Raw genomic sequence first — 24,167 nt, 5'->3', positions numbered from 1 at the left:
CCGCATTTTACCTATGATCCAGGAACAACCCAGACAGGATTCCTTCCGGTGGATGATTCTCTTCATGCTCTTCGCGGCAACGACGATCAACTACCTGGACCGCCAGATTCTTTCCATCCTGAAGCCCGTTCTGGACCATGAACTGGGCTGGACGGACGCCCAGTACGGCATGATCATGTCCATCTTCCAGGCGTCCTACGCCGTGGGCCTGACCATGTTCGGGTGGATTATCGACAAATACGGGGCCCGCATGGGCTTTGCCATTTCCATCATGTGGTGGAGCCTTGGCGCGCTCTCCCATGCCTTCGCCGTGGGGGTCAAATCCATGGGGCTCAGCCGCATTATCCTGGGGCTGGGGGAAGGCGGCAACTTCCCGGCAAGCATCAAGACGGTGACCAACTGGTTCTCCTCCGGGGAGCGCGTGTTTGCCACCACGTTGTTCAATTCCGGGGCGAACGTCGGGGCGCTGGTGGCCCCGGCCACCATTCCGTTCATTGCCGCGGCGTGGGGCTGGCAGTCAGCCTTCATTGCCGCCGGCGTTCTCGGCTTCCTGTGGGTGGTGTTCTGGCTCCGGATGCCTAAAAACCCGCGCGTGAAGCTGGCGGAGGAATCCGCCGCACTGGCGCAGGCGGAAAAGGAGGAAGCCCGGGCGTCCATCCCGTGGAGAAAGCTGCTTGCCTACCGGCAGTCCTGGAGCCTCATCCTGGTCCGTTTCCTGACAGACCCCATCTGGTGGTTCTTCCTCTTCTGGCTGCCGGACTTCTTCAGCAAGCACTTTGGCTATGACATCAAGGAATCCGCCCTGCCGCTGATCGTCATTTACGCCCTGGTGACCGTATTGAGCATTCTGGGGGGTAGCCTGACCAAGTTCCTGGCGGGCAGGGGCTGGAGCCTGAACAAGGTGAGAAAAATCTCCATGCTTATCTTTGCCTGCTGCGTGCTTCCGGTGATCTTTGTGCAGTACTTTGACATGTGGAGCATTGTGGCCGTTCTCGGCCTGGCGGGAGGCGCCCACCAGGCGTGGTCCGCCAGCGTGTACACGCTGGGTTCCGACATGTTCCCGAAGTCTGACGTGGCGTCCATCACTGGCCTTTCCGGCATGGCGGGGCAGATTGGCAGCGTGCTGTTTCAGACGGCCGTGGGCCTGACCCTGTCCTGGTTCGCCGCGCAGGGGAATGCCTCCCACGGGTACGACATCATTTTCATGGTCTGCGGCTGCGCGTATCTGGCCGCCTTCATTATATTCAGCCTCATTATTCCGAAAATCAGCATGGTTGAACCCAGGGAAAATGGATAGGGCTTCTCTTTCCTTTCATGGGTCTGTTCCATTCGCTGGAAAGAAAGAAGCCGCCGCAGGAATGGCCGGGCATGCATTCGCCGCGTTTCTGCGCTGTAATAATGGCGTGCGGGAAATGAATCCCCCACGCCATTATTATTGAATTATGTCTATTACAATTACCAATCCGGAAGGCCGGAAAGTTGAATTCAAGGACCAGCGGGGGCCGACCTGCGGTCTCTATGCCCTGTCCTTTGTCCTGGAATATCTCTATAATATGAACATTCCCGCTACGGCAAACGGGGACAAAACAAAGGAATCCCTGAGGAACAGATTCAAGAAGGACGGGAAAACCATTGTTGGAGAATTATATGACGCTACGGCGGCCATGGCCGGTTATATCAATGCTCTGGCTTCTCCCAAAATCAAGTGCCGGTCTGTTGCCTGTGATGTTTCCTCCATTACTAAAACGTTGGATGAAGGAGGACTCTGCATGGTGCCGTTCTGCGTGGATGCCGGAGGCAACCCCAGTAATTCCGGAATTCACGCCCATTGGTGTGTGTTGCAGTCTATTCCGGATAAGGCTAAACCTGACGAAGTAATCGCCCTTCATTGGGGTGACAAGGTAAGATGCTTGTCCCTGACTGCTTTGAAGAACAGCAACCATGCCATCAAGGATGTCGATGCTTCCTGGTGGGGCAAGGAAAAGGACAGCACCCGGCTGAGTTATTACCGCTGTGAAGCGGCAGATAGCAGCGAGGCAGTGGATTCCCATGGCTTCACCCATCAGATCAAGCCCGGCTCCGTCAAGCAGATTCCGGCAACGCCCCTAGGTGAAACACTAGCAAGGAAAATGCTGGTCTTTGCCAAGTGAATGAAGACGTGACGGAGAGTCCTTTTTCAGGAATCCGTCATGACAAAGCGGGCTGCCCCTTCCATGAAGGGACAGCCCGCAAGTTGTTCAAATCAGGTATTCCGGAAGTTTGTTAACCGACGCGTTCCACCTTTACGGAGTGGGATTGTCCGTTGATGACGATGGTCAGGTCACGGGAGCCGGAGGAGCCACTTACCTGGGCGGTGATGCCGTTGTCGATGACGGTCATGGACGGAGCTGCAGGTGCGGGCGCGGCGGCAGGAGCGGTGTTCACCTGCACGGGAGCTTCCGGCTGCGGTTCGGGTTTCCTGTAGAAGTCTTCCACCTGCTGCGGGAACATGGCGTAGATCACGCAGTGTTCGTCGTCCGTGGGAAGGCCCTTTTCCGCAAGCTTCTTGCGCAGGTCTTCCATGCCGGGCTTGATCAGGTCCGCCGGGCGGCAGGTGATCGGTTCCTTGCCCATTTTTTCCGCGCAGAGCTTCTGCACTTCCGGGTCCACGGGGGCCGGGGTGCGGCCGTAGTAGCCCAGGGCGATGTCCGCCGCCTGGGGCGTGATGTTCTTCCAGCGGCCGAATTTCACGTTCAGCATGGACTGCACGCCCACGATCTGGGAGGTGGGAGTCACCAGCGGAATCCAGCCCAGGGCCTTGCGAACCACGGGGATTTCCGCAAACACTTCTTCAAACTTGTCTTCCATGCCCTGTTCCTTGAGCTGGGTGCGGAAGTTGGAAAGCATGCCGCCGGGCACCTGGTAGCGCAGCGTGTCGGAGTCTACCACTTCGTTGCGGTGGGAGGTGAACTTGCCCATGGATTCATAGATGGGCTTGAGCATTTCCGACACTTCAATGAGCTTGTCCGTGTCGTAATCCGGCTTGCGGGAATTGCCGTTCAGCAGGGCGAGCATGCGCAGGCAATCCGGCTGGCCCGTTCCGTTGGCGAAGGGGGCGATGGAAACGTCGCAGGCGTCCACCCCGGCGTCAATGGCGCTGAGGTACGTGGAGGCGCCGAGGCCCGCGGTGTCATGCGTGTGGATCCAGACGGGGATGTTGAGGTCCTTTTTCAGCGCGCTGACCAGTTCATGGGTCACATAGGGGGGGATGAGGCCGGCCATGTCCTTGATGACGATGGCGTCCGCTCCCATGTCCGCCAGCTCCCGGCCCATGTCCACGAAGCTTTGCGTGGTGTGCACGGGGGAGGTGGTGTAGCAGATGGTGCCGTGCGCCTGGGCTCCGGCCTTCTTGGCAGCGCGGATGGAGGTTTCCATGTTGCGCGGGTCGTTCACGCAGTCGAAAATGCGGAAGATGTTCATGCCGTGCTTGGCGCTCATGGCGACGAAGGCTTCCACCACGTCGTCCGCATAGTTGGTGTAGCCCACGATGTTCTGGCCGCGCAGGAGCATCATGTGCGGGGTCTTGGGAGCGGCTTTCTTCAGGGCGTCCAAGCGGTCAAACGGCCACTCCTTCAAAAAGCGCAGTCCGGCGTCAATGGTGGCGCCGCCCCAGGTTTCCAGGGCGCTGAAGCCCATGGAGTCCAGAATGGGGGCGATGGGCAGCATGTCTGCCGTCTTCATGCGGGTAGCCGCCAGGGACTGGTGCCCGTCGCGGAGAACAGTACAATTGAATGTAACAGGATTCATTATTTAGTTAACTATTGTTAAAAATTGAAGAGGTGGCTTCTTGAGGATTATTTTCTCACACGCGCCGTTACAGGTCAAGCATACAAGAACGGGCCGATTGGAAGAGTTACTGGACGGGAGCCATCAGCCGCGCCAGGTTGCAGAGCATTTTGAACCCCAGTGATTTGTTGTTGTAATCCTCCAGGGATTCCTTTTTGGAGGAGGAGAAATCCTTCTCCAGCATGGCTGCCACTTCCGCACAGGCGGCAGGGGAATGGATGACGGCCGTGAGTTCAAAGTTCAGGGCCAGCGAGCGGTTGTCCAGGTTGGCGGTTCCCACGGTGGCGATGTCGTCATCCATCAGGACCACCTTCTGGTGCAGGAATCCCTTTTGATAGGCCCATACCTGGATGCCGTACGTGTCCAGGTCCCGGAGAAAGGTGAAGGAGGAGAGTTTCACCAGAATGTGGTCCGCCCGTTCCGGGCGCAGGATGCGCACGTCCACGTTCCGTAGGGCGGCGGCCTGGAGGGCGGCCATGACTCCTTCATCCGGGACGAAGTAGGGGGTGGCTATCCAGAGCCGCCGGGTGGCGCTGTTCGCCAGGGCGATGATCGTGGTCTTCCATGCGGGAATGACGTCCGCGGGGCCGGACGGCAGGATCAGCAGGGTTTCATCCTCCGGCTGGGGGGTGATCTCCCAGGAGAGGCAGGGAAGGGAGGAAGGGCCGGATTTCAGCATGGCCCAGTTCCAGTCTTCCAGAAAGCTGATCTGAGTCTGCTGCACGGAGGGGCCTTCCAGCTGCACGAACGTGTCGCGCCAGTAGCCCAGGGCCCCCTTGCCCAGGTACTCCCGGCCGATGTTCATGCCGCCGATGAAGGCGGTGGAGCCGTCCACCACCACCAGTTTCCGGTGGTTGCGGAAGTTCAGCCGCAGGATGTTGCTCAGGAAGTGGCGCTTCCCGTTGAAGGGCTCAATGTTCACTCCCGCCTTCCGCAGGGCGGAGATGTAGCCGGGGGGGAGTTTGTGGGAGCCGATTTCATCATAAAGCATGTAGATTTGAATGCCGTCTCTGGCGCGTTCAATCAGCAGGTTTTTCAGGTTCTGGCCCACGGAATCATTCTTGATGATGAAGAATTCAATCAGGATGTAATGTTCCGCGTTCCTGATGGCGTCGTAAATGCGCGGGAAGGCATGGTCCGCGTCAATGAGCAGGCGGCAGGAATTGCCGCGGCAGACGGGCAGGCGCACGATGTTGGAAAGCGTATGCATGATGTTTCCCGCCTTGTCGGAGGGCTTGACGGTGTAGGGAGCCATGCAGTTCGTGATCTTATCCGTCAGTTCCCCCCAGGAGGATTCGGGATCCGTCTGCCTCCGGCGCGTTTCCGCATATCCGCTGAACCTCCGGCGCCCCAGGATCAGGTAAAAGGGCACCGCAATATACGGGAAAGCCAGCAGGGAGATCAGCCACGCGATGGTCCCCTGCGGCGTGCGCGTGTGGAGCAGGGCCGGAATCAGGCAAAATGCGCCTGCAATGTGGCACAGGGCGACAAATTCCAAATAAGGCTCTTCAGGGATGATCATGGGATGGAAACCGGAAAGAATGCGGAAAAGGAAAACAATGGGAAGCGGTGAAAAGGCTGGCTTTTAAAGCTGGAAATGATACTAAAGTGGCGCATGCTCGTATTATCACGAGCCCACGGATTAGAAAAGCGTAATTTAAGGGAATGAAGCAGTATTTGGCACTTTTGGAGGATGTTCTGACCAATGGAGTGGGCCGGGAGGACCGTACGGGGACGGGCACCATTGGCGTGTTCGGACGGCAGAGCAGGTATGACCTGCGCGACGGTTTTCCGTGCCTGACTACCAAGAAGCTCCACTTGCGCTCCATTATTTATGAATTGCTCTGGTTCCTGAAAGGGGAAACCAACGTCAAGTTCCTGAAGGACAACGGCGTCAGCATCTGGGACGAATGGGCTGACGAGAACGGGGAACTGGGGCCCGTGTACGGCGCGCAGTGGCGCTGCTGGCCGGGAAACGACGGCCAGCCTATTGACCAGATTGCCAGATTGATAGACGGCCTTAAGAATAATCCCTGGTCCCGCCGGCACATTGTCAGCGCGTGGAACGTGGCCGTGGTGGATGACATGGCGCTGCCTCCCTGTCATTCCCTGTTCCAGTTCTGCGTGATTCCCGCCCAGCCGGGCGAAGAGAAGCACGGTCTTTCCCTGCAGCTGTACCAGCGCAGTGCGGACCTGTTCCTGGGGGTTCCGTTCAACATAGCCTCTTACGCCCTGCTGCTGCTCATGACGGCGCAGGTGTGCGGATATGAGGCCAGGGAATTCATCCATACCTTCGGGGACTTGCACCTGTATCGGAACCATCTGGACCAGGCGCGGGAACAGTTGTCCCGCACGCCGCGCCCGCTTCCGGTCATGAAGCTCAACCCGGAGGTAAGGACCATAGACGGGTTCCGGTATGAAGATTTTGAACTCGTGGGGTATGATCCCCTGCCGCACATCAAGGCGCCTGTTTCCGTTTAACCTCCAGATCCAGCATCCTCATGTCACCGTCCGTTACGTACACAGGAGTGGTCGCCATGTCTCCCGGCCGGGGCATCGGCTACCGGGGCGCGTTGCCCTGGCATTTGCCGGACGATCTCAAGACTTTCAAGCGCATCACGACGGGCCATCCCGTGCTGATGGGGCGCAAGACTTATGAGAGCATCGGAAGGCCGCTTCCCAACAGGCAGAACATTGTGCTGACCCGAGACCCGGCCTGGACGGCGGAAGGCGTGCAGGTGATTCATTCCGTGGAGGAGCTGGAACAGATGGACCTGGCGGATCCGGAGGTCATGGTCATCGGCGGGGCGGAAATCTTTTCCCTGATGATGCCGTTCATGTCCCGCATGTGGGTGTCCCATGTGAAGGACGAGTACCCGGCGGATACCTTCCTCCCTCCGTTTGAAGACAGGCTGGGGCATGCCTCCCTGCAGGAGCGGTTTGACGGATTTGACCTGTATTTGTACGAGTAGGGGGAGCTGCCGTTTTCTTTTCCGCATTCCCTGCGGATGTTTGTTAAAGCGCAAAAAAAGACGGAGCGGCAGAACCGCTCCGTCCTCCGGGAAGAGAATTTCTTCTCCCGTTATGGGGCCTTTCCGGTGAACTGGGCCTTCACCCATTCACGATAGCGCTGGAACATGGCGTACAGGGCCGGAATGAACAGGATGCCCACTATGGTGGCAAGGATCATGCCGTAGAAGGTGGTGATGCCGATGGCCTGGCGGCTTGCCGCGCCCGCGCCGGAGGCGATGACCATGGGAAAGACCCCGATGATGAAGGAAATGGCCGTCATCATCACGGCGCGGAAGCGCTGCCGCGCCCCTTCCAGGGCCGCCTGCTGGATAGGTACGCCGCGCTCCCGTTCCATCTTGGAGAATTCCACCATCAGGATGGCGTTCTTCCCGGCCAGGCCCACCAGCATCACCAGCCCCAGCTGGGCGTAAATGCTCAGGGGGGTGTTGCAGATGAGCAGCCCCAGCAGAGCGCCCAGCAGGGCCACGGAGACGGAGACAATGACGGAAATGGGCACCGTCCAGCTTTCATACTGCGCTACCAGGAACAGGTAGCCGAAGAGCAGGGCCAAGCCCATCAGCAGGACGATTTTTCCGTCGTTCTGGCGTTCCTGGTAGCTCATGTCCGTCCAGGTGATGGAGTAATTTTCCGGCAGCGGAATGGCTTCAATCTGGTTCATCAGCTGGCCGCTGCTGACGCCCGGCTTGGCCTGGGCGGTTATTTCCGCGGACATGAGCTGGTTGAAGCGGGAGATCTGGCGCGGCCCGACCATGTAAGACAGGGTGGCTACGGAACTGAGCGGCACCATCTGGCCCTGGTCGTTCTGGATGTAGGTGTTCATGATGTCGTTGATGCTGGTGCGGTCCTGCGCCGCGGACTGCATCTTCACCTTGAACGTGTAGCCGATCAGGTTGAAATCATTGATGTACATGGAAGCCAGCTTGCTCTGCAAAGTCGTGAAAATGCGGTTGACGGGCACGTGCATGCTCTGCGCCTTTTCACGGTCGATGTTCAGGAAAAGCTGGGGCGTGTTGGCCTCATAAGGGCTGCGGGCGTACATGGTCCCCGGCAGCTTGTTGATCTTGTCCAGCAGGTCGTTCGTCGCGCGTTCCAGGTCCTTGGGCGTTTCTTCCCCGCTGGCCTGGAGCATGAAGGAGACGCCGCCCGTCAGGCCCAGCCCCATGATGGCGGGCGGGCTGAACACCGTGGCCTTGGCCGCGGGAATCTCATCACAGAGGATGGAAGCCTTCTGCATGATGGAGTTCAGGGAAAGGTCCGGCGTTTTGCGCTTGTCCCAGGAGTCTAGCTGGGCGATGCACATGCCCAGGTTTTCCCCGTTGCCGCCCATGAAGCTGAACCCGGAGGTGGAGGAAACCTGGCGCACGCCGGGAATGCTCATGAGCTTCTGTTCCGCACTGCGCATGGCCTGTTCCGTACGGCCCAGCGTGGCGCCCGGAGCCAGCTGAATGTCGCAGAAGACGGTTCCCTTGTCTTCCGGCGGAAGGAAGGATTTGGGAACAGTCTCAAACAGTTTCCAGTTGGCGAGCAGGACGGCGGCCAGCAGAATCAGCGTGAGCCACGCGCGGCGCACCATGACGCCGGCACATTTGATGTAGCTCCTGCGCGTCCATTCCAGCGTGGCATTGAAGGGGCGGAAGAGGCTGAACCTTCTCTGCGTCTTTTTCTTCCCTTTCAGCAGCAGCACGCACAGGGCGGGGCTGAGCGTCAGGGAATTGATGGCGGAAAGGCAGAGGGCCACGCACATGGTCACGGAGAACTGCATGTAAATGTTCCCCACCATGCCTCCGAAGAAGGCAATGGGCACGTAAATGGCCACCGTCACCAGCGTGGTGGCGATGATGGCCCCCGTAATCTGGTGCATGCTCTTCTTGGTGGCTTCTTCCGGGGACAGGTCTTCCGTTTCCAGAATGCGCATGGTATTCTCCACGACGATGATGCCGTCGTCCACCAGGGAGCCGATCACCAGGATCAGGCCGAACATGGTCAGCACGTTGATGGAAAAGCCCAGCGGCAGCAGGATGGCGAAGGTGCCGATCAGGGAGACGGGAATGGCCAGCGCCGGAATGAGCGTGGCGCGCCAGTCCTGAAGGAACACGTACGTGATGCCCACCACCAGGATCAGGGCGATGATCAGCGTTTCCAGGATTTCCGCCATGGTGGCGGAAATGTATTCCGTGGGGTCGTAGCTGACGACATAGCTGACTCCGTCCGGGAAGCGTTCCTTTAATTTTACCAGCGTATCCTTGACGCCGTTCATGGCTTCCAGGGCGTTGGCGTCGTCCAGGCGGTACACGGCCATGTTCACGGAATCTTCCCCGTTGTTGCGGCTGCTGCCCGTGTAGGTCTCCGCGCCCAGCTCAATGCGGGCAATATCGTCCAGACGGGTGACATGGCCGTTCTGTCCGGTGCGGACGATGATCTGGCTGAATTCCTCCACGGTTTTCAGGCGCCCGGTGACGTTCACCTTGTACTGGATGAAATTGTTTTCCCCTTCGGAGCCGATGGAACCGGCGGCGGCCTGAACGTTCTGCGCCTTGATGGCGTTGGAAACGTCATCCGGCGTGATGTTCAGGGCGGACATGCGCAGGGCGTCCAGCCAGATGCGCATGCTGTAATTCTTTTCCGGCATCAGGTTAACGGCGGAAATACCCGGTACGCGGGCGATCTCGTCCTTCACCCTGGACTTGACGAAGTTGTTCAGTTCCAGGGAGCTCATGCTCGTGGACCGGAAGGCGAAGAAGCCCAGGATGTCCGAGGAGCGTTTCCGGATTTTGATGCCCTGGTCCGTCACTTCCTTGGGAAGCTTGTACTCCACCCGTTTCAGGGCGTTCTGGACGTTCACCATGTTAATGTCCGAGTCCGTGCCGCTCTTGAACGTCAGGGACAGGGAATAGCCGCCGGTGTTGTCCGACTTGGAGGAGAAATAAAGCAGGTTTTCCAGCCCGTTGAGTTCTTCCTCAATGGGAGAGGCCAGCGTCTCCATCACCACCTGGGCGCTTGCGCCCGTGTAGGTAGCCTGCACGTTGATGCTGGTGGGGGCGATTTCCGGATACTCCGCAATAGGCAGCTGCTGCAGGCAGATGCCGCCCGCCAGAACCATCAGGATGGCGATGACAATGGCGAATTTGGGGCGTTTGATAAACAGGTCCGCAATCATGGGATGATCAGTTTTGAGCGGCAGACACCGGATTCACCTTGGCGCCGGGGCGCACTTTATGCATGCCGTCGATGATGATGACTTCCCCTTCCTTCACGCCGGAGCTGAAGCACTGTTGATTATTGACCGTGTTGCCCAGCGTAACGTCCCGGCGTTCCACCACGCCCTGGTCGTTCACCACGTAAACGTAGCTTTTGTAGGCGTCATGCATCACGGAGGAAATGTTGGCCGCCGGGAAGCGGTCCACATTCTTCTTGGAAAGATTGACCGTGACGATGCCGCCGGGTGTCAGCACGTCTTCCGGATTGGGGAACTTGGCCCAGACGTTCAGGGTATCCGTGGTTGGCTGGACGGTGTTGTCCGTCATGAAAATCTTGCCCGGCTGGTCGTACGCCTTGCCGTTGGCGAGAGTGACGGCCACAATGGCTTCCTTCTTCATGGTCTCCTGGGTGCCGAACAGGGAAAGAAAATCGCGTTCGCTGATGGGGAATTTCACATACACCTCATCCACGCCCGTGATGGTCACCAGGGACCCGGAGGTGGGGGTGATGTAATTGCCCGTGGAAAAAGTGACGCGGCCCGTACGCCCCGTGATGGGGGCCGTGAGCCTGGTGTAATTAAGATCGTCCCTGGCTACGGTGATGGCGGCGTCCGCGGACTGGATTTCCGCTTCCAGGGCATGCATGGTGCTCTTTGCGTTTTCCACCGTATCCATGGAAACGGACTTGGAGGCCAGCAGCCTGTTATAGCGCTCAAAGCTGTTCCTGGCATAAAGCAGCTTGGCTTGCAGCTGGGCCTTCTTGGCTACCGCTTCCTCCACGGCTGCCTTGTAACGCGTGTCTTCTATTTCGAAAAGGAGGTCTCCCTTCTTGACCACGTTGCCTTCCCGGAAGCGGGTGGCTACGATGTTGCCGGAAACTCGGGGCTGTACGGTCACCCGGTCAATGGATTCCACCTGGCCGATGTACTTCTTGTTCACCGCGCTGTCGATCGCCGCTGCTTTCTGGACAAGCACGGTGCTGGGCTTGGCGGCGGCTCCTCCCGGCGCCCCCTGGGAATAACCCGGCATGATGAGAGAGAAAAGCAGGCCGGACCCGGCCAGCAGGCGGAGGGGAACCTTCCGTTCGTGCGTATGTTTTTTCATATGGTATTATTTACTGTAAACGTGGTTGTAAAGGTTATCCACAATGCGGCAGAAATTCTCCCTGTCTTCTTCCGTCAGGATGCTGAACAGGGTGTCCACCCGTTTTTTCATGCCGTTGTAAAGCATCTGGAATCTGGATTCCCCCTCCTCGGAAAGGCGGATGCAGAGGGAACGCCTGTCGCGCGGATTCTCCTTGCGGTCAAACAGGCCTTTCTTCACCATGCTGTCCACCAGCAGGGAAGTGGAAGGAATGCTCATGCGGAGATGGTGCGCGAGCGTCTTCAGGGGAATGCCTTCATGGCGGTTGGTCATCAGCCGGTTCAGGGCGCCCAGGGCATTCATTTGCCGGACGGAGAGTCCCATGATCTTCTGGTAGTGGCTCTGGTCCACCTCATTCAGGTTATCCCGTTTAAACTGGTAGAGAATGGTCTCAAATTTGTGAACGGAGGTAGTGATATCCACGGCAGGTTGAAGCATGCGACTGTTATGTCAAAAATGGTTAACTGTTGTCAAACTAAAACAAATAAAGTTGAGGATTTGTTACCATTGATTAAATAATCGGAAAATAAAAAGCTTCCTCCCTTACCACCATACAAACTTCCGGCGGTTGGAGAAGTTGCAAAAAAAGACTTTTTTTCTTGTCACTGGGGTATAAAGGCGTGTATAAGCCTCCACGTCCCGGCCGCAAGGCCTGGGCAAGCACCCAAGGTCAGGGAGCGGTAGCTCAGTTCGGTTAGAGCGCCAGCCTGTCACGCTGGAGGTCGCGGGTTCGAGCCCCGTCCGCTTCGCCACCTTGTTCAAAAAAAGCCGCCTCCGGGCGGCCTTTTTTGTGTCCGGGACAGTCCGGTTCTACAGAATCCAGCCGTTTATCCTGTTTTCCTGAAACACATCCCGGCAGTGCGGGTCAAGAGTTACTGAGAAAGGGCAATTCCTCGTGATTTAAATGAAAGACATCCAGCTGGGAGCGGAGGTTTGATTTGTTTATCCTTCGGACTCACTCATCCTGCGGGCTTCGAGCTGTGCTTTCCGTCCAACCGGGTTTGCCCGGTTTCCCAGTCTTCGCATAAAACAATTCGAAGCGCAGCGAAGGGAAATTATCCCTTCTCCTTCTCTCCGGAAAATTTCTCCTTCCCGCGGAGCAGGGGACCATGCTTGATTTCGGTTCCGTCTTCCATCATGATGTCCGCATGATTCTGGAATTGCACTCCCCGTTGGACATGCACCTTCACCTGAGGGACGGCGACATGCTGAAGCTGGTCGCGCCCCTGAGTTCCTCTTCCTTTGCCGGAGCGGTCATCATGCCCAACCTGGTGCCCCCGGTGGCGGATGCGGAAGCGGTGCTGGCTTATCGGCAGCGGGTGATGGCCGCATGCGGGGGAAATGTCTTCCAGCCGTACATGACGGCGTTTTTCCGCTCCTATTCCGAAAAGGAACTGGCCCGGCTCAGGGAACTGGTGTTCGGTATCAAGCTGTACCCGGCGGGAGCTACTACGAACAGCGAAGGGGGTGTAAAGGCCATGAAAGATGCGGAAGCCACCATGTCCATCATGCAGGAAATGGGCATACCCTTGCTGGTGCACGGAGAAAGCCACGGATTCGTGATGGACCGGGAAGCCGAATTCCTGGATGTTTACCGTGATCTGGCTACCCGCTTCCCTCGGCTGACCATCTGCATGGAGCACATTACCACGGCTTCCGCCGTGCAGCTGCTGGATGAATTTGAAAACCTGGCGGCCACTGTTACCCTCCAGCACCTTCTCATCACCCTGGACGACGTAGCGGGCGGCATGCTGCGCCCCCACCTGTTCTGCAAGCCGATCGCCAAAAGGCCGGAAGACCGGGAGGCCCTGCTGAAGGCGGCTCTTTCCGGGCATCCTCGCCTCATGTTCGGCAGTGATTCCGCCCCCCATCCCGTTCATGCCAAGGAAGCGTGCGGATGCGCCGCCGGCGTATTCACTGCCCCCATCGCTCTGCCGCGTCTGGCGGCCCTGTTTGAAGAACACGGCGCCCTGGACCGCTTGCAGGGTTTTGTTTCCGGCCATGCCTGCGCTTTGTACGGACTGACTCCGCCAGTCAAAACGGTGCGTCTTCAACGGAGGGAAATGCTGGTGCCGGGGGCCTATGAGGGGCACGGCCAGAAAGTGGTGCCGATGGACGCCGGATGCGTCATTCCCTGGAGCCTGGTGTAACGGGCTGCCCCTTGGGAAGATGACAGAAAGCATTTTAAGGAAATCGTCTTTATACTGGATATTCCGGACGATCTCACTACAATCCCTGCTCATGGATCGGATTCGCGTTTATACGGGTGGAATAGCTTCCTGTAATGGTTATCTTTTCAAAACGAAAGATAACACTTACGTGGCAGTGGACGCCCCGTCAGGATTCGCGGACTGGATATACTCCAAGAAACCCGATATCATCATCACGGATCTGCTCATCACCCACCAGCACTTTGACCATGTGGAGGACGCCTGCCGCATGCGCCAGATCTTCGGCTGCCGCATTCATGCCGGGCAGCCGTACAATGAAGACCTGACGCTGGAAAAAATGGCCCGCGACGCCTGGGGGCTTCCCCTCACCGTCCAGCCGTTTGTGGTGGATGAAATACTCACCCAGGATATCCATACGGCTAATTGGGGCGGCCTGCTGTGGCACCTGCACCAGGTGCCGGGGCACTCTCCGGACAGCATCGTTTATGACCTTCCGGATGAAGGGATCATGTTCACGGGGGACGTCATCTTTGCCGGGTCCATCGGACGCACGGATCTTCCGGGAGGAAACCTGCGCCTGCTGAAACAGGGCATCGAAAAGAAAGTGCTCAACCAGCCCGCTACCACCATGATTTTCCCGGGACACGGTCCGTACACCACCGTGAAGAATGAACTGCTGACCAATCCGTTCATCTCCTGACCACGCTTCCTGCGCCATGGCGCGGGGCCGTGCTCTACTCTTTAGCAAGCATACAAGATCAATGTTATTTTCAGAATTAGGTTTATCGGAACCCGTCTTGAAGGCGGTGGAGAAATGCGGTTATGAACATCCCACCCCCATTCAGGAGCAGGCCATCCCCATCATTCTGGAGGGACGGGACCTCATCGGGGCCTCCCAGACGGGAACGGGAAAAACCGCCGCCTTTGCGCTCCCCCTGCTGACGAAGCTTCAGCCCATCGGCAAGCCCCAGATCCTGGTGCTGGAACCCACCCGGGAACTGGCGGACCAGGTGGCGGAAGCCTTTGCGGAATACGGTGAATTCACCGGGTTGAAAGTGGCCCTGCTGTACGGCGGCGTGGGCTACGGGAAGCAGACGGAAGACTTGAAGAACGGAGCGGACATCGTGGTGGCCACGCCCGGTCGCCTGGTGGACCACTTTTACCGCGGCACCATGCGCTTTGGAGAAGTCAAGGCCCTGGTGCTGGATGAAGTGGACCGCATGCTGGACATGGGCTTCCTCCCCATCGTCCGTAAAATCGTCAACCTCTGCCCGTGGGAGGGTCGGCAGACCCTCTTCTTCTCCGCCACCATGCCTCCGGTGATTGCCGGATTTGCCAAATGGTGCCTGACGGATCCGGCGGAAGTCACCATCGCCCGGCGTGAAGTGGCCGCCACCATCAGCCATGCCTTTTATCCGGTAGCACTGGACCAGCGGGACGAACTGCTGCTGGCGCTGCTCAAGGGAACGGACTTCCATTCCGTCATGATCTTCACCCGCACCCGCAAGGAGGCAGATGCCGTGTGCGGCATGCTCAAGCAGCATGGCTACCGCGGAGAAGTGGCCGTCATGCACTCCGACATTCCCCAGAAGGAACGCATGGAGGCGCTCAAGGGATTCAAGAGCGGCAAATATGATATTCTGGTAGCTACGGACGTGGCGGCGCGCGGCATTGACATCAGCGGCGTGACCCACGTCATCAACTACCGGGTGCCGGAAAATGCGGAAGACTACGTGCACCGCATCGGCCGTACCGGCCGTGCCGAAGCCTCCGGAGACGCCTTCACGATCATGACGGCGGATGAAGTGGACTTTGCCACGGCGGTGGAGAACTTCATCGGAAAGCCCATTGAACACAAAAAGCTGGACGGCTTCAACTACACGTATACCGCCCTGCTGGAAGACAAGCCCGTCAAATCCGTCCGCAAGGTCAAACCCGCCGGTCCCAAGCGCCGCAGACGCTAAGAGCGTGATGTGGTTCTCCGTGCGGGAGTGACGATGATCCCATGCGCATCCTTGCCATAGACCCGGCCATCCGCAACACGGGCTACGCCGTGGTGGAGGGCGACCATCGACGGGCGCGCGCCCTGGATTATGGAACGCTGTCCATTCCGCGGAGCGTGTCCCAGTCCGGCTGCCTGCTTGCCATCAAGCAGCATCTGGGCAACCTCATTGACAAATGGGGACCGGATGAAATGGCGGTGGAACGCATCATCTATGTCCAGTCCCACCAGACGGCTATTACGATGGGAGCGGCCAAGGCGGCCGTAGTCATCGCCGCGGCGGAAGCCGGACTGCGGATCATGGAATACTCCCCCAAAAGCGTCAAACTCTCCGTCGTAGGGCGGGGAAGCGCTCAAAAGACGCAGGTCGCCTTCATGGTGCGCGCTCTGCTGGAACTCCGGGAAACGCCGGAATCCGATGCCGCGGACGCGCTGGCGATCGGCCTCACCCACCTCTTCGCCGCGGACCCCTTGAAGGCCCACATGATGGAGAGGAAATATATTTGAGGAAAATACTAAAGACGAAATAAAAAAGACCAAAAGGAAATGGAGCCGGATAGGCAGTCTTCGAAGAAGGCAAACTTTAGTCTTTCATCATTAATATTTAGTATTTGGCGCCAGCCTTTCAGGGCTTGAACGTTCTTCCTTTCCCGTCCTGCCACGCCTTGAGGAGGGAGGCATACATCTTGTTGAGCTGTTCCAGCGTGGCTACGCGGAACTCGACGGTATTCGTGTTCGGGTAGGCCTTGACGACAGTGGTATCCGGGTCAATGCCTCCGCCTGTCGCACGGTTGACGGCGCCGGAGCCGAGTTCCTTCGCCCGCTCGGTCACATTCTTGATGGCATTGATGCCGGAACCCTGTCCCAGGTTTTCCAGATAGTAAAATTTGGTGGGCGTATTCCCCATGGTAATCAGTGTCACTTCATACACCATGCAGGCATTGTCCAGAATATACTTGTGCTGGGCTACAGCCACAATCCGGCTGAGATGCACCACATACTGCCCCTCAGGAAAATTGCCGATCCAGAATTGGCTCTGGTTGTAATCATCCGTGGACTGGGTAGGAGCCCCCGTCCTGGACTGGGCGGAAAGAGGAGCAGCGGCACAAACGCACAACGCCAAAGCGGAAAGAAAAAAGCGTTTCATAGCTCTTATTTAATATCAGGTATTAAGCTGTGTGAAGGAAAATTTATGGGAATCCTCCTAATAACCTAATGGCTCGTTTATAAACTGAGAAAATGATGGTTGTTTCTCACTCTGAAGCACATATTTTTTGGAATGACTCAATTAGGGGAAGATGAATCCTCCTACCTTCTGGAGTAGAGAATATGAGAGAATGGAAAAATGCGTGTAATAGATACTAGACAAAAATCATATAATTGATAACCTGAAACTATGTCTAATAAAAAATATCGTTACTATATTTATAATGAGACTACTGGAGAAGAAATTGATTTTACCTCAAATATTGATGATGCCTTATTATCTCAAGAAGTTGCTACTGAAGACGGTTGTGGCACAATTCAACAAATAGCAGTCATAGATACAGAAACAGGTGAAATTGTATCCCCTCCCATTTACCAATTAATAGATAGACGAAAACTTTGTTCCGAAGAAAATGACGTTCGAGTTGCAAAGTGGAAATATCGAGCAACTACGGCAGAGAAGAAATTAGCTGATATTAAAGAAGAAATAATATATTTAAGGGAGTCTCTTATAAAATTGATTGCTATAGTAAATGAATGAATTATTTTATTTAGATGAAGTAGAAAATGAAATCTTAGAGCAGAATGGACATCGGAGCGAGAAACGAGAAATATGAAGAATGAATTATCTCATGATGATATGATAACTGTTAATAATATGAATATAATAATTTTATGTTCTAAAAATGATTTTTTAGAATTTTAATTAAACAATTAAATATTTCCATATCTCCCGAATGGAAATTCTCGAAATCTTATTTTAGAGGAACTTTTTAATTGAGCTTCATAATATTTGATTTTGCTATTATGTTTTGACTCCATTATTGCTATTATGCGATTTTTGACTTCAATGGAAGTGTTAATTCCAAAGTAAATACCAGTTAAGTAGTCCAAAGGATAATTTCTAATTCTCTTTTCGGGATATTCATTTGTTTCAAAATTCATGGAGATTATACGCCATTCTTTCTCATATTCCCATACTGGCGTTTTTATAAGAAACTTATCTGCTACTTCGTTTGTATATGGATGCATCCAACTTTTAGATATTCCTATGACATCACAATCATTTTCATTGGCAAATACATAAGAAAAATTAAAAAAATTAATATTTGGGAGAAGTGGTTGATATTTTACTTTTCTAATCTCGTCCTCGTATCTAATAGATCTTCCCTGCCATGATGCCACACCTTCTTTGTATTCTGCACTATCTTTATTGTAAAAATCAATTAACTCAAAAGGAAACGATTTATTTTCTATTGTAAATTCTAAACATATTCCTGTATGTTTACTTGCGTAATGTGACCACATTAGAAAGTTATTATTTGTTTCAGAAAAACAACTTACATAACTTTTTTTGAAGAACTTAGTGCGTAATCTAACTACTTCTGATTTAAAAATATCACCATCAAAATAAAAATCACTGTTTAGTTCGTTAATGGACATCTCTATGATTTCAGTTATTCTGTTCAATGAGATACATTCAAGAGGAGAATAATCATTAATTTTTTTCCAAATTCTATCTCTCAAATTTTTGTATTTAGGGAATATATTACATTGTTTAAGATGTTTATGATTATTAAGAATAAAATGGCATCTATTGATAAAATTTAAAAGATAATTTACATATTTAATTTCTAATGGTCGAAAATCAATTTGTATAGACATATCCAATGGATCATTTAATTCTGCATAGGATGCAAAATAAATTTCCTGGTAATATAATTCCTTAAACAATAATTCAGATAAAGGTCTATATCTATAAAATTTCATAATAGAAATATTTTCGAGAAGATTTTGATATAAATTAGTTTTTTCTTTTATCGAGAAAAGAGATCCATGTCCCAACTATAACAATCCCGTGTATAATTACAATGCTACAACTTTTGATATTTTGTTTTCTATTTTCTCAATTCATCTTGCCCTAATTTCCATTTTTTTCTGAAATCCTCTTCTATCTATTCCTCCCTCCATTTGTAGTAGAACCGATCCTCCAAACATTCACCTTATTGATATGAATCTTAACCAGCCTAATAATGCTTAGAACTATTCCTCTCATTTGATAAGAAAATAATATTGATGGATTAATCTTTATCAAACATGGCTGGAAATGCAGGGAATGCTGTGCTAGGTAAGAAGGCATGGAAAAAATGTATCGCCCCAATGTGGCGGGGCTATTGGTTCGGAAGGACGGAAAATTATTGATTTGCGAACGGTCCAGGCAGGAAGGGGCTTGGCAGTTTCCTCAGGGAGGGATTGATCCGGGGGAGACGGCTTTGGAAGCTGTGCGGCGCGAGATTGGCGAGGAAGTCGGTTTTTTTCCGTCCCAATATAATGTCGTGGAGTCCCGGAGCGGGTATCGTTACGATTATCCACCGGAGGTATTGGAGTACGTCCGTGAAAAACGGCACCAGCCTTTTGTAGGGCAGGAGCAGGAGTATTTCCTGTGCCGACTGCATGAGGATGCTCCGGAACCCTCCCTAGACCATCGGGAGTTCTGCGCCTACCGGTGGATCATGCCGGATGAGTTCAAGCTGGAATGGCTGCCGGAGTTCAAAAAGGAAGTGTATGCCAGGGTGCTGGCGGATTTCTTCAATGTCCGGCCTACGATGAACTAGAGGCAGAGACAAAAAGGTGGAACCATGTTCTGATTCCATCTTTTGATTACAATTGAGACTGCCAGAGACTATGTCTTACGGAAAGTGAAGCGGATTAATTTACTTGGCCTGATATAAAGGACAGGTAATTGCTTTCCAATTCCTCTATTTTTAACTTTGTTTCTTTATCCTTGGATTTTAAGCTCTTGTAGACTTCTGTCATATCGAAATGAAGTAGAGCTTTTTTGCCTTCAAGGTTTACAAGTGAAAGTGTTTCTACAAAACGGTTCTTGTTGTCTTTGATAGGTATGCGAAGGATGATATGATAACCAGGATATAGTTTTTTAACATATTCCTCTTGAACTTTTCCAATCATATCAATTTTTCTGACGCTTTCAGGGTTAAGAATAATAATTCCGTCCCATTCACTTTTGAAGTTGGCAGATTGAAATGATTTATTTTCAAGAGAGGTGATAGGTTTTTCTTGAGAGATTCCAACAGTGAGTAACATCAAAGAACATGTTACGGAAAGAGTAAAATATTTTAATACGGGTTTCATCATCATAGGCAATATTATTTATTGCATCCTTTTTCTTTACATAATTCTTGAGCTGCAGTCATCATTTTTTATCGCTGCAGGCCGATCACATGCTTTACTGATGCCATCAGGACCGTGCCGGCTGCATGAGGATGCTCCGGAACCCTCCCTGGACCACCGGGAGTTCTGCGTCTACCAGTAGATAGCGCCGGACGAGTTCAAGCTGGAGTGGCTGCCGGAGTTCAAGAAAGAAGTGTACACCAGGGTGCTGGCGGATTTCTTCAATGTCCGGGTACGGGATAAGTGAAGTGGCTCAGCAGGTCGTGCGCGGCGGAGACGGGGTCCATTTTGTCCCCCGCCACCATGTTTTCCAGAACGGGCATGCGGGACGCCACGGCGGGATGCTGTTCAAAGGCGGTGAGCAGGGCTTCATGCACCAGGGCCTGAACCCATGAGAGGGACTGGTTCCGGCGGCGGTTGTACCAGAAGCCGGATTCCTTCATGCTGTCCCGGAAACGGAAGAGCGTTTCTTCAATGGTGTCCAGCCCTCGCCCTTCCAGGGAGGAGCAGGTCAGGACGTAGGGCGTCCAGCCGGGGGTGGGGCTTTGCAGGTAGTGGAGCACCATTTTCAGTTCCTGGCAGTGGGCTGCCGCCCGCTGGCGGTTGTCGCCGTCGTCCTTGGTGACTACCAGGATGTCCGCCAGTTCCATGATGCCGCGCTTGATGCCCTGGAGGTCGTCTCCGGCTCCGGTGATGAGCAGGAGCATGAAGATGTCCACCATAGAGCGCACCGTGGTTTCCGACTGGCCGACGCCTACGGTTTCAATGAGAATGATGTCAAAGCCCGCAGCCTCGCACGCGATCATGGTTTCACGCGTTTTTCTGGCTACGCCGCCCAGGGAGCCGCCGGAAGGGGAAGGGCGGATGAAGGCGTTCTCCTCCCCGGAGAGTTCCTCCATGCGGGTTTTATCCCCCATGATGGAACCGCGGGAGACGGAGGAGGACGGGTCAATGGCGAGCACCGCCACCTTGAAGCCTTTTTTGCACAGGTAGGTGCCGAAGGCTTCAATGAAGGAGGATTTGCCCGCGCCCGGAACGCCCGTGATTCCGATGCGGACGGCCTTGCCTGAGTGGGGCAGGAGCTTGGAGATGAGTTCCCGTGAAGATTCCTGGTCCCTGACGGCGTTGCTTTCTATGAGGGTGATGGCCCGGCCCAGCAGGGCGCGGTTTCCGGCCAGGACTCCCTGGGCCAGTTCTTCTACGGAAGGGCGGTGCGGACGGACAAATTTAGCGTTGCTCATGAAAAGAGGGTGCGGATCATTTAAAAGGAGGTTCGTTTTCCTTCGTGCGTTCCATGTCGTAGTGGAAGCGCTTGAGGACGAATTGGCGATGGTCTGCCAATTTGCGCTGGAAGTTTTCCCAGGAACGCACGTTCATGGGGGACCAGCCCGCTTCCGCAATGGCGCAGGCACGCGGATAGGTGCGGTAAAGCAGGTGGTTCAGGGTGGGGAGCTGTTCCGCCCACATGGTGGCCTGAACGCCGATGATGTGGTCCGTTTCATGTTCCGGCCTGCCGTAGGCAGGATCCAGTTTATAGCTCTGCGCCAGCGTGGTGGTGGGCATCCAGCCCCGGTTGTCCTGGCCCGGAATCTGCGGGTAGTCCAGGTAACAGTGTTCCCCGGCGGCGATGATGAGGGGAAGTCCCTGCTTTTTGGTTTCCGTGATGGTGGAGGGCGTCAGCCCCATGCGCCAGGTGAAGACGGTGTCTCCTTTACGGTAGATGTTGGCCTGAGCCCACGGTTTTTCGTACCAGAGCTGCACCCGCTTGCCGCGGGCGGCGAGCATGGAGGCCATTTTCCCTTCAAATTCTTTCAGTTCCTCATGAACGTCCTTCATTCCCTTCTGCTGGCGGTATTTGATGCTGAGGGGGCATTTTTCCCATGTTTTTTCCAGCGGAGCCTCATCTCCGCCCAAGTGGACGATGGAGGAGGGGAAGATGTCCTTGAGCTCATCAAAAACGGCGGCGTAGAATTTCCAGATTTCCGGCTTGTGGGGGCACACCAGGTACAGGGTGACCCCTCCCGTCGTGCGGACTTTTGTCTTGGGATCCGGGAAGCAGAAGAATTCCGGATAGGCGGCGGCCAATGCCTGGTTGTGGCCTGGCATGTCTATTTCCGGGATGACTTCAATGCCGCGCGCCGCGCAGTACGCCACCAGGTCTTTCAGCTCCTTTTTGGTGTACATGCCTTCATGGGGAACGCCGTTGCCAAAGCTTTCCGTCCGTTTGGAGGCGATGCTCTGCAGCTTGGGATAGCCGGGCACGGGCAGCCGCCACCCCTGGTCGTCCGTCAGGTGGAGCTGGAGCTTGTTGAATTTGTAGTAGACCATCATGTCCACGAATTTCTTCAGGTCCTTGACGGGGTAGAAGTGGCGCGCCGGGTCCACCATCAGGCCGCGCCACGGATAGCGGGGCTTGTCCTCAATGACGCCGCAGGGGATGCCTTTCGGCTGAGCGGCCAGCTGGTCCTGAAGCTGCTGCAGGGTAACGAGTCCGTAGAGCCTGCCTTCCTTTCCTCCGGAAGAAAGATGGACTCCCTGCGGAGTGATGGAAAGCTGGTAGGCGTCCTTGCCCAGGGACGAGGAGGCCTTGTCGGAAAGGAGCTTGAGCGTCCTGGTCGTTTCCTGCTTGAGTTCCGTTTTCGCCGGTTCAGGAATTACGCTGTAAGTCGCCTGCTGGGCGGCTGCCAGATGTACGGAGAGGACCGCACAGGCAAGAAGGTGGAATAAGAGATGCATGCGGGATGTTTTTAGCATGCCGGGCTGCGCATGGTAAAGAAAAACAAAGGAATTACTTTTTGTTTTCCCACGGGAAGGATGGTTCGTTTTCCTTCGTGCGTTCCAAATCGTAATTGAAACGCTTGAGAACGAAGTCGCGGTGGTTCTTCACTTTCTGCTGGAAGTTTTCCCAGGAGCGCTTTTCCGGCGGGGACCATCCTGTTTCCGCAATCGCCATGGCGCGCGGGTAAGTGCGGTAAAGGAGGTGCCCCAGGGTAGGGAGGTGTTCCGCCCATACTGCGGCGTGTACTCCTTGGATGTGGTCGGCATCCCGGCCAGCGCTGCCGAAAGCGGGATCCAGTTCATAGCATTTTTCCAGCGTGGTCGTCCTCATCCAGCCCCAGTTGTATTGCCCCTGGAATTGCGGAAAGTCCAGGTAGCAGTATTCGTTGGAAGCCATGACCAGTTTCAATCCGGCCTTTTTCGTTTTTTCAATGGATTGCTTCGCCTGGTCGGCCCTCCATGCATAAACCGTTTCCCCCGGATGGTAGATGCCGGCGTTGCCTTCATACCAGAATTGCGGGGTTTGTCCGTTCCTGGCGAGCAGGGAAGTCATTTTGGCGAAGAAGGCTTTCATTTGCTCCTGTTCGTCCTTCAGTCCGGCTTTGGCGCGCGCTTCTCGGCACAGAGGGCATTTTTTCCAAAGTTCCGTGGGGGCTTCGTCGCCGCCCAGATGAACGATGTTGGACGGGAAGATGTCCTTGAGTTCCTTGAAAACGGCGGCATAGAATTTCCAGACTTCCGGCTTTTGCGGACAGACCAGTTCCTTGCTGTTGCCGGCCACCGTCCTCACGTTCATATCCGTCTTGGGGAAGCAGAAGAATTCCGGATAGGCGGCATGCAGGGCCTGGTTGTGGCCCGGTACGTCTATTTCCGGGATGACTTCAATGCCGCGCGCCGCGCAGTACGCCACCAGGTCTTTCAATTCCTGCCTGGTATATATTCCTCCGTGGGGCGTTCCGTCTCCGAAGCTTTCCGCCCGTTTGGAGGCGATGCTCTGTAGCCGGGGATAGCCGGGCACGGGCAGCCGCCACCCCTGGTTGTCCGTCAGATGCACGTGAAGCTTGTTGAATTTGTAGTAGGCCATCAGGTCCACGAATTTCTTCAGGTCCCTGGCAGGGATGAAGTGGCGCGCCGGGTCCACCATCAGGCCGCGCCACGGGTAGCGGGGCTTGTCCTGGATGACGCCGCAGGAGATGCCCTCCGGCTGAGCGGCCAGCTGGTCCTGAAGCTGCTGAAGGGTAACGAGTCCGTAGAGCCTGCCTTCCTTTCCTCCGGAAGAGAGATGGACTCCCTGCGGAGTGATGGAAAGCCGGTAGGCGTCCTTGCCTAGGGATGGGGTGGCCTTGTCGGAAAGGAGTTTGAGCGTCCTGGTCGTTTCCTGCTTGAGTTCCGTTTTTGCCGGTTCAGGAATCACGCTGTATTTATCCGCTGCGCCTGCCGGGATGGAAAAGCCGAGCAGGATGCCGCCAAGAATATGTCGCAGGCGTATCATGTTTTCAATATAAGCCGGAAGGAAGCCATAGCTATCAAAAAATCAGGTTCAGACGAAAGTTTTCTGCCGCCAGTTTTGGGTCAACGCCAAAATCGGTGGGAAGAGGTATTTGAGGTAGTTTTTCATCA

General features: G+C 54.8%; 21 protein-coding genes and 1 tRNA gene. 11 read left to right on the top strand and 11 right to left on the bottom strand.

What is annotated here, in order from left to right; all coding sequences use genetic code 11:
* Positions 1-13: 13 nt before the first annotated feature.
* Both LIO64_RS07885 and LIO64_RS07880 read left to right on the top strand, forming a co-directional pair.
* Positions 14-1,297 carry an MFS transporter gene (locus LIO64_RS07885; RefSeq protein WP_290548896.1) on the top strand — a complete coding sequence of 428 codons (1,284 nt, stop codon included), beginning with the start codon at positions 14-16 and terminating at the stop codon, positions 1,295-1,297.
* A gap of 145 nt (positions 1,298-1,442) precedes the next feature.
* Positions 1,443-2,150: a hypothetical protein gene (locus tag LIO64_RS07880; protein WP_290548895.1), complete on the top strand. Its 708-nt coding sequence runs from the start codon at positions 1,443-1,445 to the stop codon at positions 2,148-2,150.
* A gap of 112 nt (positions 2,151-2,262) precedes the next feature.
* Here the strand turns inward: LIO64_RS07880 and LIO64_RS07875 are convergent, their stop codons facing one another.
* Positions 2,263-3,786: a pyruvate carboxylase subunit B gene (locus LIO64_RS07875; RefSeq protein WP_290548894.1), complete on the bottom strand. Its 1,524-nt coding sequence runs from the start codon at positions 3,784-3,786 to the stop codon at positions 2,263-2,265.
* 106 nt (positions 3,787-3,892) lie between these two features.
* Positions 3,893-5,347 (bottom strand): cardiolipin synthase, encoded by a 1,455-nt coding sequence (cls, locus tag LIO64_RS07870; RefSeq protein ID WP_290548893.1) that lies wholly within the window; start codon positions 5,345-5,347, stop codon positions 3,893-3,895.
* 143 nt (positions 5,348-5,490) lie between these two features.
* On the opposite strand from cls, the gene LIO64_RS07865 reads away from it, so the two are divergent.
* Together LIO64_RS07865 and LIO64_RS07860 are read left to right on the top strand one after the other, a co-directional pair.
* Positions 5,491-6,306 (top strand): thymidylate synthase, encoded by an 816-nt coding sequence (locus LIO64_RS07865; protein ID WP_290548892.1) that lies wholly within the window; start codon positions 5,491-5,493, stop codon positions 6,304-6,306.
* A 20-nt stretch (positions 6,307-6,326) separates the two neighbouring features.
* A complete protein-coding gene (locus LIO64_RS07860) occupies positions 6,327-6,797 on the top strand; it encodes a dihydrofolate reductase (RefSeq protein ID WP_290548891.1) in 471 nt (156 codons plus the stop codon).
* Between the two features lie 110 nt (positions 6,798-6,907).
* Here LIO64_RS07860 and LIO64_RS07855 read toward each other — a convergent pair whose 3' ends face one another.
* The 3 genes from LIO64_RS07855 to LIO64_RS07845 are packed head-to-tail and all read right to left on the bottom strand — an operon-like array spanning position 6,908 to position 11,636.
* Positions 6,908-10,015 carry an efflux RND transporter permease subunit gene (locus LIO64_RS07855; RefSeq protein WP_290548890.1) on the bottom strand — a complete coding sequence of 1,036 codons (3,108 nt, stop codon included), beginning with the start codon at positions 10,013-10,015 and terminating at the stop codon, positions 6,908-6,910.
* Between the two features lie 7 nt (positions 10,016-10,022).
* Positions 10,023-11,159 (bottom strand): efflux RND transporter periplasmic adaptor subunit, encoded by a 1,137-nt coding sequence (locus tag LIO64_RS07850; protein ID WP_290548889.1) that lies wholly within the window; start codon positions 11,157-11,159, stop codon positions 10,023-10,025.
* Positions 11,160-11,165: 6 nt separating this feature from the next.
* Complete coding sequence (locus LIO64_RS07845; protein WP_290548888.1) at positions 11,166-11,636, bottom strand: MarR family transcriptional regulator; 471 nt, start codon at positions 11,634-11,636, stop codon at positions 11,166-11,168.
* Between the two features lie 236 nt (positions 11,637-11,872).
* On the opposite strand from LIO64_RS07845, the gene LIO64_RS07840 reads away from it, so the two are divergent.
* The 5 genes from LIO64_RS07840 to ruvC all read left to right on the top strand — a co-directional run bounded on the left by LIO64_RS07840 (position 11,873) and on the right by ruvC (position 15,878).
* Positions 11,873-11,950 (top strand) — tRNA-Asp (locus LIO64_RS07840).
* A 396-nt stretch (positions 11,951-12,346) separates the two neighbouring features.
* Positions 12,347-13,348, top strand: coding sequence for a dihydroorotase (pyrC, locus tag LIO64_RS07835; protein WP_345779578.1), 1,002 nt, complete (start codon positions 12,347-12,349; stop codon positions 13,346-13,348).
* A gap of 91 nt (positions 13,349-13,439) precedes the next feature.
* On the top strand, positions 13,440-14,069 hold the full coding sequence (locus LIO64_RS07830) for an MBL fold metallo-hydrolase (protein ID WP_290548886.1): 630 nt from the start codon (positions 13,440-13,442) through the stop codon (positions 14,067-14,069).
* Between the two features lie 61 nt (positions 14,070-14,130).
* Complete coding sequence (locus tag LIO64_RS07825) at positions 14,131-15,333, top strand: DEAD/DEAH box helicase (RefSeq protein ID WP_290548885.1); 1,203 nt, start codon at positions 14,131-14,133, stop codon at positions 15,331-15,333.
* A gap of 41 nt (positions 15,334-15,374) precedes the next feature.
* Positions 15,375-15,878, top strand: coding sequence for a crossover junction endodeoxyribonuclease RuvC (gene ruvC / locus LIO64_RS07820; RefSeq protein WP_290548884.1), 504 nt, complete (start codon positions 15,375-15,377; stop codon positions 15,876-15,878).
* 118 nt (positions 15,879-15,996) lie between these two features.
* On the opposite strand, the gene LIO64_RS07815 is transcribed toward ruvC, so the two are convergent.
* Positions 15,997-16,518, bottom strand: a complete 522-nt coding sequence (locus tag LIO64_RS07815) for a hypothetical protein (protein ID WP_290548883.1) — start codon at positions 16,516-16,518, stop codon at positions 15,997-15,999.
* A 249-nt stretch (positions 16,519-16,767) separates the two neighbouring features.
* On the opposite strand from LIO64_RS07815, the gene LIO64_RS07810 reads away from it, so the two are divergent.
* Positions 16,768-17,118 (top strand): hypothetical protein, encoded by a 351-nt coding sequence (locus LIO64_RS07810; protein WP_290548882.1) that lies wholly within the window; start codon positions 16,768-16,770, stop codon positions 17,116-17,118.
* A 173-nt stretch (positions 17,119-17,291) separates the two neighbouring features.
* Here LIO64_RS07810 and LIO64_RS07805 read toward each other — a convergent pair whose 3' ends face one another.
* Positions 17,292-18,347, bottom strand: a complete 1,056-nt coding sequence (locus tag LIO64_RS07805) for a DUF2971 domain-containing protein (RefSeq protein WP_290548881.1) — start codon at positions 18,345-18,347, stop codon at positions 17,292-17,294.
* Positions 18,348-18,715: 368 nt separating this feature from the next.
* Between LIO64_RS07805 and LIO64_RS07800 the strand changes: the two genes are divergently transcribed.
* On the top strand, positions 18,716-19,192 hold the full coding sequence (locus LIO64_RS07800; protein WP_290548880.1) for an NUDIX domain-containing protein: 477 nt from the start codon (positions 18,716-18,718) through the stop codon (positions 19,190-19,192).
* Between the two features lie 94 nt (positions 19,193-19,286).
* Here the strand turns inward: LIO64_RS07800 and LIO64_RS07795 are convergent, their stop codons facing one another.
* From LIO64_RS07795 to LIO64_RS07780, 4 genes are all read right to left on the bottom strand, one after another.
* Positions 19,287-19,736 (bottom strand): hypothetical protein, encoded by a 450-nt coding sequence (locus LIO64_RS07795; protein ID WP_290548879.1) that lies wholly within the window; start codon positions 19,734-19,736, stop codon positions 19,287-19,289.
* A gap of 254 nt (positions 19,737-19,990) precedes the next feature.
* Positions 19,991-21,010: a methylmalonyl Co-A mutase-associated GTPase MeaB gene (gene meaB / locus LIO64_RS07790; RefSeq protein WP_290548878.1), complete on the bottom strand. Its 1,020-nt coding sequence runs from the start codon at positions 21,008-21,010 to the stop codon at positions 19,991-19,993.
* 16 nt (positions 21,011-21,026) lie between these two features.
* Positions 21,027-22,505 (bottom strand): beta-N-acetylhexosaminidase, encoded by a 1,479-nt coding sequence (locus tag LIO64_RS07785; protein ID WP_290548877.1) that lies wholly within the window; start codon positions 22,503-22,505, stop codon positions 21,027-21,029.
* A 52-nt stretch (positions 22,506-22,557) separates the two neighbouring features.
* Positions 22,558-24,039, bottom strand: a complete 1,482-nt coding sequence (locus LIO64_RS07780) for a beta-N-acetylhexosaminidase (RefSeq protein WP_290548876.1) — start codon at positions 24,037-24,039, stop codon at positions 22,558-22,560.
* Between the last annotated feature and the right edge of the window lie 128 nt (positions 24,040-24,167).

It is taken from the genome of Akkermansia sp. (genome assembly GCF_020860705.1).
Taxonomy (GTDB): domain Bacteria; phylum Verrucomicrobiota; class Verrucomicrobiia; order Verrucomicrobiales; family Akkermansiaceae; genus Akkermansia.
This window is presented reverse-complemented; position numbering and strand designations above follow the sequence as displayed.